Here is a 12,608-nt window from a genome sequence, read left to right on the forward strand (position 1 = left end):
GACGAAATCCTGTCGTCCGAGCTGCTATACTCGCTTTTATCTATGCATAGACTTGTTGGGATGACCTCATGTTCTGAATCCATTAATCTACTGTTTATGCAGCTGCACAGCATATGGAGCACCTAGAAATCATATACCCTGTTATGAGAAAAATAGACCATAAACCTCGAAGTTTACATATAAAACCTGCACATCACCCAATGTTTGCAGTTTGAATGGAAAAAGGCGCGGCAATAAATTAGGTTTCAGATACGATTGGTACACTATACAGACCCCTCACATTCCAAACACAGGAGAGGATGTCACTCCCGAAATTCACTATACAAATCACCTTCCCTCTATCATTACCTGAACTAACAAAAAAAGCTGCTGAGCAGCACTCAACAGCTTTAGTATATTATCTTATTCTTCTAGCGTAGAAACATCACCAGTCGGAAGGCCTAGCTCCCAGGATTTTAAGAGACGTCTCATGATTTTACCGCTACGCGTTTTTGGGATTTTATCTTTTACTTCTAGTTCACGTGGGGCTGCATGTGCGCTCAATCCTTTTTTCACGAACTGACGAATATCCTCTAGTAATTCTTCAGATTCCTCATAGCCTTCATTTAGTGTGATGAAAGCTTTAATAATTTCTCCACGCTCTGGATCTGGTTTCCCGATTACTCCCGCTTCTGCAACAGCAGCATGTTCGATTAGCTTACTCTCTACTTCGAACGGTCCTACTCGTTCCCCTGATGTGTTAATTACATCATCGAGTCGACCCTGGAACCAGAAATACCCTTCTTCATCGTAGTACGCACTGTCTCCAGAAATATACCAGCCATTCAAGAAATAGCTTTCAAATTTCTCTGGACGGTTCCAAATAGCACGCATCATAGAAGGCCATGGAGACTTAATAGCTAGATTCCCCATCTGGTTAGGCGGCAGTTCATTTCCTTCATTATCAATAATGGAAGCGACAATACCAGGGAACGGTTTCCCCATGGAGCCTGGCTTCATCTCCATTGCTGGATAGTTACAGATAAGCTGGGCACCTGTCTCTGTCATCCACCACGTATCATGAATACGCAGTTTAAAAGCGTCTAAGCCCCAGGCGATTACTTCTGGATTAAGCGGTTCTCCAACACTTGCAATATGACGCAGCTTGGAAATATCAAACGGCTCTACCGCTTCCTCCCCAGCACTCATTAGCTTCCGGAAGGCGGTTGGAGCGGAATACCAAACAGTCACTCCATAATCCTGCAATGCTTTATACCAATTCTCCGGGCTAAAACGACCGCCAACTATGACGTTCGTCACCCCATTGAGCCAGGGCCCAAAGATACCATAGCTAGTGCCTGTTACCCAGCCTGGATCTGCCGTGCACCAATACACATCATCCTGTTGTAAGTCCAGCACCCATTTAGATGTCTGATAGTGCTGAAGCATAGCGTTATGAACATGATAAACCCCTTTCGGCTTACCAGTTGATCCGGAGGTGTAGTGGAGAAGCATGCCATCCTCTAAGTCTACCCATTCCAAATCAAAGCTTTGGGAGGCTTGAGTCATCTCATTATGAAAATGGATAAAGCCTTCCTCTTGTACATCCGCATCGCCTACCAGGACAATTTGCTTTAATTGTGGTAACTCCTTATATGGTACTCTTTCTAAAAGCTCTGGAGTTGTCACAAGCATCGTTGCTTCACTATCCTCCAGACGGTCGCGTACTGCTTGCTCCATAAACGCTTCAAACAATGGACCAGCAATGGCACCAACCTTTAAAATACCAAAAAACGCGGCATAAAATTCAGGACTGCGCGGCATAAACAAGAAAACGCGGTCCCCTTTCTCAATACCTTTATCCTTTAACACATTAGCAAACTGATTACTGGATTGCTTCAAATCCGTAAATGTAATTCGTTCTTCTCGATCTGGAGATGTGAATAATAGTGCAGTTTGATCAGCTTTGTCCGGATTCTCTGCGTGGCGATCAATAGCCTCATACGCAATATTAACTTTACCTGTTTCAGACCAACTGAATGCCTGCTTCGCTTCCTCCCAGTCAAACTGTTGATAAGCTTTCTGGTAGTCCTGTAAATTAAAATTTCCTTCTCTGACTTCAATTTTCTGCATGTTCATTTGATCACCTCATCCCTAATTTGTAAACGATTACACCATTGCCGAAAAGAAAAGCTCCTATTTTTCTACACATGGAGCTTGCTGACTTTGACTTTAGGTAGCAGCTTGTCAGCTTCCTTTTTCTTATTAAAATATTTAAAAAATTTGGTTAATTACTATTGTAAGGTAGATTTATACATTTTTAAAGTGATAAGTATAGAGTTTCGGTTCAAATCCCTATATATCACATAAAGAAAAGGCGCTCCTATAGGCAGGAGCGCCGCTTTTGTTTATTGCTTATCTTTCTTGTATTCCATATACACTACTTGCGTAACAAGGAAATCCTCCATCCCATGCTTACCATCTGCACCACCTAGTCCAGACTTACGCATTCCTTGGTGATAGCCCTGAACTGCTTCAAAGTTTTCTCGGTTGATAAATGTTTCTCCAAATTTGAGTTCATTGACGATACGCATGGCCTCATTCATATCTTCCGTATAAACAGAGCTTGAAAGTCCATACTCTGTGTCGTTTCCTTTCTCAATAGCTTCATCCAGAGTTTTAAAAGTAGTAATAGGGATAACAGGGCCGAATATTTCTTCCTTAATGACCTTCATGTCATGGGTAACGCTAGATAGAATAGTAGGCTGATAGAAATAACCATTTTCCTTCTCTACTCGTTTCCCACCTGTAACAATGTTAGCTCCTTGCTGGACTGCTTCCTCTACCATCTGTTCTACTTCCTCGAGACGGTCTTGGCTAATAAGCGGACCGACATCTGCCTGCTGATTTTCCAGCGGATTATCGATTGTTAGACCTTCAAATTCCTGCTTAAGTCGATTAATGAGCTCCTCTTCTAAGTCTTCATGCACATACACCCGCTCCGCATTCGTACATGCCTGTCCATTGTTGGCGAGTCGAGATAGTTTTATGTTTTCTACCGCCGTCGCTAAATCGGCATTCTTTGTTACAATGGCAGGTGCTTTACCACCAAGCTCTAGATTAACCTTGGTAATGTTCTGCGCAGCTGCTTCCATTACTTTCGTACCAGCACCTACACTGCCTGTCATGGTAACCATATGAACCTTCTCATGAGAAGCCAGTGCGTTTCCTATCGTACCACCCGTACCTGTAATAAAGTTATAGACTCCGTTCGGGATATCCAAACTATCTATAATCTTCGTAAACTCTGCAGCAGTATTTGGAGTCTGCTGACTTGGCTTCAATACGATAGAGCATCCTGTTACAAGTGCTGTAGCAACTTTTCTAGCTAGTATAAAGACCGGGAAGTTCCATGGCACAATACCAGCGACTACCCCAATCGGCTTCTTATAAATAAAAATGTTCTCATTTGGGCGATCACTCGGCACAATTTCGCCCTCTATTCTACGTGCCCACTCTGACATGTAACGGAAATAATCTATTGCTAGATCTACCTCCCCGCTTGCCAGCTCATAATCCTTCCCTTGCTCTTCTTGAAGCAGCTGTATGAAGGTGTCCCTTTTTTCCTCTATTTTATCTCCCATAGCGCGTACAGCTTGCCCACGTTGAATATTCGGTACCTGCTCCCACTCCTTCTGTGCTTCAAAGGCAGCCTCAACCGCTTTGTTCACATCCTGCTCTGTTCCCTTTGGAGTGCGGGAAATGACCTGTTCTGTAGATGGGTTCACTATATCAATATATTCATTACCTGTTGATTCTACATATTCACCATTAATGTATAGCTTATGAGTTTCCATACGTTCTTCCTCCTTTGAATGGATCTCTTGCTTACGGTTACATCTGTTCCTCATTCGACAAATAGTGAAACGTACGAATAGGCTACACCTTACGTAAATTGACACATTATGTCGGCAGGACTATACTATGAAATGAAATATTAGCGTTGAACGTATCTGTACAACAAGAAAGGATGACGATAGATGGCAGGCCGTAACGAGGAAGACTTAAAGGATGTCACATTGCTAGGAAACCAAGGGACATCCTATAGCTTTGACTATGACCCAGACGTGTTAGAGACATTCGACAATCAGCATCCAAATCGCGATTATTTCGTTAAATTCAATTGCCCAGAATTTACGACATTATGCCCTAAGACGGGACAACCAGATTTTGCGACCATTTACATTAGCTACATCCCAGACGTGAAAATGGTCGAGAGTAAATCCCTTAAATTATACCTATTCAGCTTTCGTAACCACGGAGGCTTCCACGAGGACGCCGTGAACGTAATCATGAATGACCTCATTGAATTAATGGATCCACGTTATATCGAAGTATGGGGGAAATTCACTCCAAGAGGCGGCATTTCCATTGACCCGTGGTGTAACTACGGTAAGCCTGATACGAAATATGAACAAATGGCAGACCATCGCCTGATGAACCACGATTTATATCCTGAAAAAATCGATAATAGATAATAGAAAAGCGAAGCGCCACTTATCTGGCCTTCGCTTTTTGCTATACAAGGGACCCTCCCTTTTCACGATATTTCTTTATTCCCTCTGCTGCCCGATATGCTAATGCTCCGACTGTATCAGTAGGGTTAACACCGCCGTTATGAGCAAAGGCTGAAGCTCCCACTACAAAGAGATTTTCTGCCTGCCAATGCTGTAGATAATTGTTTACGACAGAATCCTCTGGGTCCTTCCCCATAATGGCGCCACCCGTATTATGAGTCGTTTGGTAGGGAACGATGCTGTAATCGCCAAGTGTTGGGGTTGGCACTGTCTTGGAAGCCCCCATTTTCTCCGATATTTCTGCTGTTTTCTTTGTCATGAATTGATGAAGCTTTCTGTCTTGATCTGTAAAATTGTAAGTCATCCGTAAAAGTGGTAATCCATAAGCATCTTTATAAGTAGGATCTAAATCGAGGAAATTTTCCCGATGGGGCAGAGAAGCACCTTGGGAGACTACAGTCAACGTCCGATTAAAATAGCGCAGGGAATTCCTCTTGAATTCCTTCCCCCATCTCGGAGAGTCAGGCGGCACCAGATTATTTGCAATGGGACGCTTCCCTGTTTGGGTCATCGAAATAACTCCTCCATGGAGAAAATCGACATTAGAATGGTCAAAATTATCACCATAATAATCATTAATCGAGGTGCCTAGCGCACCTGCTCCCATATAAGTATTAAATTGTTCCTCTTCGTAGAAGCCTGTCGATCCAGGGAGGATTTGATAGCAATAGCTGCGGCCGACGACACCTTTTCCAGTGTTCGGATTATAAGCCTCCCCAATTTGACTCATCAGCAAAAACTTCACATTGTTCATAACATAGGAGGTTAAAGCGACTACTTCAGCCGGCTGCACATATTCCTCCCTGCTCAGCACATCGACGTATTTCACACCCTTTACGCTTTCTCCGTCATACAATACCTCGGTGACATTAGCGTGGAATCGAATAGTGTACCTTTCTGTTTCTTGGGCAGCTGGTAGAACGGCCACTACAGGATCTGCCTTTGCTCCATACTCACAGCCAAACCGTTCACAATAAGCACAATACTGACATCCATTAATTTGCAAACCATACGGATTCTTATAAGGCTCTGATAAATTAGCTGAAGGAATACGATACGGCTTATATCCAAGCTCTTTAGTTGCCCTAGAAAACGTGTCTAACGCTTTCGTACTTTTCATTGGAGGAGTTGGATAAGGATTGCTTCTTTTCCCAGCGAGAGGATTCTCCTCCCCGGATATACCACAGGTCTTTTCAAATTGATCGTAATAAGGCTCTATCTCCTCATACGTCAGGCCCCAATCTTGGATAAAATAGCCTGGCTTAATTTTTTTCCTGCCGTATTTGTTTACGGTTTGGGTATATATTTCAAAATCATACGGAAAGAAGCGATACGTCTGCCCATTCCAATGGACACCCGCACCACCTACATTCTCTCCTAATAAGAACGAACCTAACTGACGCATAGGAAGGGCGCGCTGCTTCCGCGTATTACGAAACGTAATCGTCTCCTTCGACACATCCTGCATTAATTCATAACGAAAGGCGTAGCGTAATTCATCATGTCCATGCAAGTAATCTGCTGTCGAACGGTCCTTCCCTCGCTCTAATCCGACAACCTTCATTCCAGCCCGCGCCAGTTCAGCAGCTAAAATACCACCCGTCCAGCCGACACCAACTGTCACGACATCTACTTTCGGCAATGTTGTTACCATCTATCTCCCTCCCTATTTACTTGTTTAACATATTATGCAGACTCTGCGGCTCCATTTCGACAAAGGCTCGCTTATCAATATGCTTCCTATACGCCATTTGCGCACCAGGGTATTGCTTCATCCGCCAGCCTTCCATATCCCGATTACCTCCATATAACGGGTCAGCATAGGCACCCTCCAATGTTGCAGCCCGAAGCAGCTCAAAGAACTCCGCAGAGGAAGCACCCTTCATCGTCACCTTATTTCTCTCTAAGGCAAGTAATAGGTCGTCCTGCTGGTCTGCCGTCAAATCTTGAAAGCTACCGTTATAATCTTGCTGACTTATTTCTTTCATTATTCGAATACCCTGACGAAAAATCTCTCCTCGCGTCAATCGGGATTGAGCCCCTTGGGTTTGCTCTCCTTTATAAAAAGGACCCTGACGATACTCCCTGGCATTGTTCCCCCACGCCCCGGCAAGCTGATGATCGATAAAGAACGGAACGCCTAGCTTAATAGCACCTGGACCATGCTCATCCTCAGGAAAAATACGCTCCGTTCCCGCAGCAAGCACCCGAAAATCATCTCGATTCGTAAAGAACATAAAAGCATCGTGATAGCTGCCATCCAGTAGAGTGCCTTTCTTCCCCCTCTTTGGCTCCTCTAAAATCTGCATGGTAATGAGACTTGCTACCAAGCTGCCACCAACTACGCCACCTGCAGCATAGCCACTCTTTCTAAGAAACTCTCTTCTACTGAATGTTTCCTTCTCTACCATAATCGTCCCCTCCGGCCCTGTAGTTCCTACCATTATCTCCGATGCCAAAAACAGATATACCTGTTAGAGAAGGGAATAAAAAAAGCTCATGACGACTTTTCTCGTCATGAGCTTTCCAGATGTTGCGACAAATAACGACCCCGGCAGGATTCGAACCTGCGACACAAGGTTTAGGAAACCTATGCTCTATCCCCTGAGCTACGGGGCCACATTTTTTCACTTGCGATATATATTATAATAAAGCTTTCTCCTTTTGCAAAGTATAGAGATTAAAATAATTGTCCAAAACTGGAATTATTTACGGAGACGTTGAAATAATTTTCAGGATTTCTCCCAGTTACTTGGATCGGTCGATTATGATAGAATATAATTTGTCTGTCAGAACGTAGCACAATAGGACTGTTTATCATGAAGGAGGAGGAGAGATGGGACGAACGCCTTTTATTGCAGTAGAAGGACCAATCGGCGTAGGAAAAACATCCCTCGCAAAAAAATTAGCCTCCCAGTTTCAATATACGTTGTTAAAAGAAATTGTAGAAGAGAATCCTTTTCTCGGTAAGTTTTATGATGATATTGAAGAGTGGAGTTTTCAAACGGAAATGTTCTTCCTATGCAATCGCTATAAACAGTTACAAGATATAGATCAGAAATATCTTGCTAACGACCAAGCCGTTGTATCGGATTACCACATCTCCAAAAATTTAATTTTTGCTGAGCGTACTCTACAGGAAAAAGAGTACGAAAAGTACGTCCAGATTTATGATATTTTGACACAGGATATGCCAAGGCCTAATATGATTGTTTATCTACATGCAAGTCTCGATACTTTATTAGAGAGAATTCGCAAACGGGGCAGGGAAGTCGAACAAAATATTCAAGAGAGCTATCTGGAACAGCTCTCTCAGGACTATGAGCTCTTTATGAATAAATTCCAGCAGGATCACCCTGATATCCCAGTTATCCACTTTAATGGAGATCATTTAGACTTCATCAAACACCAAGACGACTTGGATTACATGATCCAAACGATACAGAATCACTTCGAAAAAGGGGAAGTTATCACATGAACCGACGAAACGAATATGGGATTCCAAATGATGCGGTCATTACTATCGCTGGAACAGTAGGAGTAGGGAAATCTACAATGACCAATGCTCTAGCGGATGCATTGAATTTCCGTACATCTCTCGAAAAAGTAGATAAAAACCCATATCTAGACAAATTCTATTACGATTTCGAGCGCTGGAGCTTCCATTTACAGGTTTATTTCCTTGCTGAGCGCTTTAAGGAACAAAAGAAAATCTTCGAATATGGCGGAGGGTTCATCCAAGACCGCTCTATATATGAGGATACAGGCATTTTCGCCAAGATGCATTACGAGAAAGGGACCATGAACGAAGTAGATTATAACACGTATAAGAGCTTATTCGACGCCATGGTTATGACCCCATATTTCCCTCATCCGGACCTGTTGATTTATCTAGAAGGCTCCTTCGATGACATTTATGGACGTATTAAAGAAAGAGGTCGCCCGATGGAGCAGCAGACTCCAATGGCTTATTGGGAAGAAATGTTTAACAGGTATGAGAACTGGATTGATGACTTCAATTCCTGCCCTGTTCTTCGAGTGAATATCGCAGATTATGACATTGTAAACGAGGAAAACTCAATTGAACCAATCCTAGAAAAAATCGGCCACTTTATTCAGCAGTCTCGTAAATGGAAATCTCGACAACTGACGTAACGGAAGGAAAAGGACGAAATCAGATGTGATTTCGTCCTTTTTATTTAGGAAAATTAATAATAATGTTCATTGGGCAATGTAGGGGTGCTGGAGGCTGTGTTATGGAGTTGGAATCTTATTGTGGTGTTTATAGGGGATTTGTATTTTAGGGGCTATCCTTACTATTTTTAAACGTAACCACTCCTTCCAGCATATAAAAAAAGCACCCTAATAGATAGGATGCTTTTTCGGCTCATATACAAAATCGTTAACAACGATTTTCAATCTCCAATTTTTACGCGCATAAAAAATGGCGGAGGAGGAGGGATTCGAACCCCCGCGGGGCGTTAACCCCCTGGCGGTTTTCAAGACCGCTCCCTTCAGCCGAACTTGGGTACTCCTCCGTAACGACAAATACTAATATATCAGTTATCTAGAATAGTGTCAACATAGTTCGACAAATTCTATACTTCTTTTATGTGTCGATTATCCTTACCGTGACACACACCAATGGGAAGTGTACCGGACATGCCTAAGAAAATCAAGAGCAGTACCTTTTATACTTTACAAAACACCTACCAGCATTTACTGGTAGGTGTCCGGGAACTCTATCCACTATTGAATGACGTCTTTTCCTCCCATGTATGGGCGCAGTACATTTGGGATAACAACAGAGCCATCTTCCTGCTGATAATTTTCTAAGATAGCTGCTACCGTACGTCCAATTGCAAGTCCAGAGCCATTCAATGTATGAACAAATTCTGGCTTACCTTGCTTATCCCGACGGAAGCGGATGCCCGCACGGCGTGCTTGGAAGTCTTCAAAGTTGGAGCAAGAAGAAATCTCACGATAGGTGTTGGAGCTTGGGATCCAAACCTCAATGTCATACTTCTTGGCAGCTGTGAAGCCAAGATCGCCAGTACACATGCTCATTACTCGGTAAGGAAGCTCCAGCAGCTGTAATACCTTTTCAGCATGACCCGTCAACTGCTCTAATACATCATAGGATTCCTCTGGCTTCACAAATTGTACTAGTTCGACTTTGTTAAATTGATGCTGACGAATTAAGCCGCGAGTATCTCTTCCAGCAGATCCTGCCTCAGAGCGATAATTCGTGCTGAAGGCTACATACTTTCTCGGCAGCTCCTCTCCATCGATAATTTCCTCCCGATGATAGTTAGTTACTGGTACTTCAGCTGTTGGCACAAGGAAATAATCCCAATCCTCAATTTTAAATGCGTCTTCTTCAAATTTCGGAAGCTGTCCAGTACCAGTCATGCTGCTGCGATTAACGATTTGAGGCGTAATCATTTCCTCATATCCATGCTCTTCTGCATGAAGGTCCATCATGAAGCTCATCAATGCTCTTTCTAAACGAGCACCAAGCTTCTTATAGAATGTAAAACGGCTGCCTGTTACCTTAGAGGCACGTTCAAAATCCAGAATGTCCAGCTGATCAGCAATGTCCCAATGGGCCTTTGGTTCAAAGGAGAATGCAGGGGCCTCTCCCCATGTACGGTCTAGGACATTATCCTCTTCATCTTCCCCAACTGGTACAGATTCATGAGGGATGTTCGGAATGGATAAAAGCAATGTTTCCAATTGCTCTTCTACCTCTTTCAGCTCCGTATCCAACGCTTTAACACGGTCTCCAACCTCACGCATTTCTGTAATCAGATGGTCCGCATCCTTTTTCTCCTTCTTCATTGCGGAGATTTGCTTAGACACTTCATTACGTTTCGCTTTCAGCTCCTCTGTTTCTCGAATTAGCTCTCTACGGCGTTCATCTAATTCTCCAAAGGTATCTAAATCGGATAAATCCTCTCCACGTTTTTGTAGCTTTTCTTTTACTTCTCCAAAATGGTTACGTAGGTATTTTAAGTCCAACATTTCCTTTTCCTCCTTATGATATTCCTTCTCTATGCAATAAAAAAACTCCCATCCCTACTATAAAAGTAGGGACGAGAGTTGTATATTCCCGCGATGCCACCCTGATTGGAGATACTAATTCTCCCGGCTTCATTCTCGATAACGGTGTGTGTACACCGGACATGCTTACTGTCGTTTCAGCATATCAGCTCAAGGATGGATTCACAATGTCCTTCACTGGTTTGCAGCAGACACCAGCTCTCTGGAAAGAAGGAGGGATTGTTACTAATTCCTTTCATCGCGTTTCATTGGTAGGTTTGTTCATTTAATATAGCTAATTTTCACTTAGGATGCAAGGGATTTCTTCGCTTCCTTCACCATCTTAACAAAATGACCAGTTAAACGATGGTCCTCCGTCAGCTCCGGATGGAAGGCACACACAAGGAACGTTCCTTCCTGTGCTGCTACAATCTTACCTTGATAGGTAGCAAGTACATCAACGCCAGCACCCACCTCTGCAATATAGGGTGCCCGGATAAACACAGCTTCATACCCGTCCGCTACGCCATTTATATCAAGGCTCGCTTCAAAACTCTCGCGTTGACGTCCAAAGGCATTACGCTCCACCGTCATATTCATTAAAGCAAGGTGCGACTGATTGGTCCCCTTGATATTAGCAGCAAGTAAAATAAGACCTGCACACGTACCAAAAACGGGTTTACCCGCCTTTGCAAATTGCTTCAGTGGTTCTAGGAAGTGATATTTATCAATTAATCGTCGCATCGTGGTACTCTCTCCACCAGGGATTATGAGACCATCCAGCTCCTCTAACTGATCCACTCGTTTCACAATAACGCCTTCAACACCGTTTGCCTCTAAAGAACGAACGTGTTCTCTAACCGCACCTTGTAATCCTAATACACCAACCTTCGTCATGATGCATTCTCCTTTAATGTCGAATAATGCGTGCTTATCATTACATGCTGCGATCTTGCATGCGGTCTTCTGCACTTAATGTAGACATTTCCATGCCTTTCATTGCTGTGCCTAAGCCTTTAGACAGTTCACCAATAAGCTTGTAATCATCATAGTGAGTTGTTGCTTCTACGATAGCACGAGCGAATTGCTTCGGATTATTGGATTTGAAAATACCAGAGCCAACAAATACACCGTCAGCACCAAGCTGCATCATTAGCGCAGCGTCTGCTGGAGTTGCAATACCACCTGCTGCAAAGTTAACGACTGGTAGACGACCCTCTTCTTTAATTTGCAGTAGCAGTTCGTATGGTGCGCCAATATTTTTAGCATAGGTCATCAGCTCGTCCTCCGACATGCTGACAACTTGACGGATTTGAGATTGTACTTCACGCATGTGGCGAACCGCTTCTACGATATTACCAGTACCAGGCTCCCCTTTTGTACGAAGCATGGAAGCACCTTCCCCGATACGGCGAGTTGCCTCTCCAAGGTCACGACATCCACAAACAAACGGAACTGTATAATCATTTTTCTTAATATGGAACACTTCATCAGCAGGAGTTAGTACTTCACTCTCATCGATGTAATCTACACCCATGGATTCTAGCACACGTGCCTCCACAACATGTCCAATACGAGCCTTAGCCATTACTGGAATAGAAACGGCATTCATCACTTCTTCGACGATAGATGGATCCGCCATACGAGCAACCCCGCCAGCTGCACGGATATCAGCTGGAACACGCTCTAATGCCATTACCGCAACCGCTCCCGCTTCTTCTGCAATCTTTGCTTGCTCGGCGTTCACAACGTCCATGATAACGCCACCCTTTTGCATTTCAGCCATTCCACGCTTCACACGATCTGTACCTGTTCTTGACACTATAATTCCTCCCTATCTCAATAGAAACATTCTATTATCCTCTTTATTTTTTGAAAATAAGAACATTTTTCTTCCTTGTCTATTGTATCGCATTCTTCTCGATCTGCCTACTCTAGAAAAACTGGGAA

The 12,608-nt window shown here is 43.4% G+C and carries 10 protein-coding genes, 2 tRNA genes and 1 other annotated feature; of the genes, 3 read left to right on the top strand and 9 right to left on the bottom strand.

The features are described from left to right. Nucleotides 1-402: 402 nt before the first annotated feature. Together acsA and aldA are read right to left on the bottom strand one after the other, a co-directional pair. Nucleotides 403-2,118 (bottom strand): acetate--CoA ligase, encoded by a 1,716-nt coding sequence (acsA, locus tag ACFFGV_RS20235; RefSeq protein WP_377351775.1) that lies wholly within the window; start codon nucleotides 2,116-2,118, stop codon nucleotides 403-405. A 269-nt stretch (nucleotides 2,119-2,387) separates the two neighbouring features. Further along, nucleotides 2,388-3,836: an aldehyde dehydrogenase gene (gene aldA, locus ACFFGV_RS20240; protein WP_377351777.1), complete on the bottom strand. Its 1,449-nt coding sequence runs from the start codon at nucleotides 3,834-3,836 to the stop codon at nucleotides 2,388-2,390. A gap of 183 nt (nucleotides 3,837-4,019) precedes the next feature. Between aldA and queF the strand changes: the two genes are divergently transcribed. Next, nucleotides 4,020-4,517 (top strand): preQ(1) synthase, encoded by a 498-nt coding sequence (gene queF, locus ACFFGV_RS20245; protein WP_377351779.1) that lies wholly within the window; start codon nucleotides 4,020-4,022, stop codon nucleotides 4,515-4,517. A gap of 40 nt (nucleotides 4,518-4,557) precedes the next feature. On the opposite strand, the gene ACFFGV_RS20250 is transcribed toward queF, so the two are convergent. The 3 genes from ACFFGV_RS20250 to ACFFGV_RS20260 all read right to left on the bottom strand — a co-directional run bounded on the left by ACFFGV_RS20250 (nucleotide 4,558) and on the right by ACFFGV_RS20260 (nucleotide 7,235). Further along, the gene (locus tag ACFFGV_RS20250) at nucleotides 4,558-6,270 is read right to left on the bottom strand and encodes a GMC family oxidoreductase (protein ID WP_377351781.1); all 1,713 of its coding nucleotides are present in this window, start codon (nucleotides 6,268-6,270) and stop codon (nucleotides 4,558-4,560) included. A gap of 16 nt (nucleotides 6,271-6,286) precedes the next feature. Continuing rightward, on the bottom strand, nucleotides 6,287-7,075 hold the full coding sequence (locus ACFFGV_RS20255) for a gluconate 2-dehydrogenase subunit 3 family protein (RefSeq protein WP_377351784.1): 789 nt from the start codon (nucleotides 7,073-7,075) through the stop codon (nucleotides 6,287-6,289). 87 nt (nucleotides 7,076-7,162) lie between these two features. Beyond that, nucleotides 7,163-7,235: transfer RNA gene (locus ACFFGV_RS20260), tRNA-Arg, on the bottom strand. Nucleotides 7,236-7,452: 217 nt separating this feature from the next. Here ACFFGV_RS20260 and ACFFGV_RS20265 point away from each other — a divergent pair. Both ACFFGV_RS20265 and ACFFGV_RS20270 read left to right on the top strand, forming a co-directional pair. Next, nucleotides 7,453-8,094, top strand: coding sequence for a deoxynucleoside kinase (locus ACFFGV_RS20265; RefSeq protein ID WP_377351786.1), 642 nt, complete (start codon nucleotides 7,453-7,455; stop codon nucleotides 8,092-8,094). After that, nucleotides 8,091-8,771: a deoxynucleoside kinase gene (locus ACFFGV_RS20270; RefSeq protein ID WP_377351788.1), complete on the top strand. Its 681-nt coding sequence runs from the start codon at nucleotides 8,091-8,093 to the stop codon at nucleotides 8,769-8,771. Before ACFFGV_RS20265 ends, ACFFGV_RS20270 begins: the two co-directional genes overlap by 4 nt. Nucleotides 8,772-9,061: 290 nt before the next feature. On the opposite strand, the gene ACFFGV_RS20275 is transcribed toward ACFFGV_RS20270, so the two are convergent. From ACFFGV_RS20275 to pdxS, 4 genes are all read right to left on the bottom strand, one after another. Beyond that, nucleotides 9,062-9,154: transfer RNA gene (locus ACFFGV_RS20275), tRNA-Ser, on the bottom strand. Between the two features lie 211 nt (nucleotides 9,155-9,365). Continuing rightward, on the bottom strand, nucleotides 9,366-10,640 hold the full coding sequence (serS, locus tag ACFFGV_RS20280; protein ID WP_377351790.1) for a serine--tRNA ligase: 1,275 nt from the start codon (nucleotides 10,638-10,640) through the stop codon (nucleotides 9,366-9,368). A gap of 64 nt (nucleotides 10,641-10,704) precedes the next feature. Continuing rightward, nucleotides 10,705-10,927, bottom strand: a binding site (T-box leader). A 37-nt stretch (nucleotides 10,928-10,964) separates the two neighbouring features. Further along, nucleotides 10,965-11,555, bottom strand: a complete 591-nt coding sequence (pdxT, locus tag ACFFGV_RS20285) for a pyridoxal 5'-phosphate synthase glutaminase subunit PdxT (RefSeq protein ID WP_377351792.1) — start codon at nucleotides 11,553-11,555, stop codon at nucleotides 10,965-10,967. 40 nt (nucleotides 11,556-11,595) lie between these two features. Next, nucleotides 11,596-12,480 (bottom strand): pyridoxal 5'-phosphate synthase lyase subunit PdxS, encoded by an 885-nt coding sequence (gene pdxS / locus ACFFGV_RS20290; RefSeq protein WP_377351794.1) that lies wholly within the window; start codon nucleotides 12,478-12,480, stop codon nucleotides 11,596-11,598. Nucleotides 12,481-12,608: the final 128 nt, after the last annotated feature.

The sequence above is a fragment of the Pontibacillus salicampi genome (assembly GCF_042434395.1).
GTDB classification, from domain to species: domain Bacteria; phylum Bacillota; class Bacilli; order Bacillales; family BH030062; genus Pontibacillus; species Pontibacillus salicampi.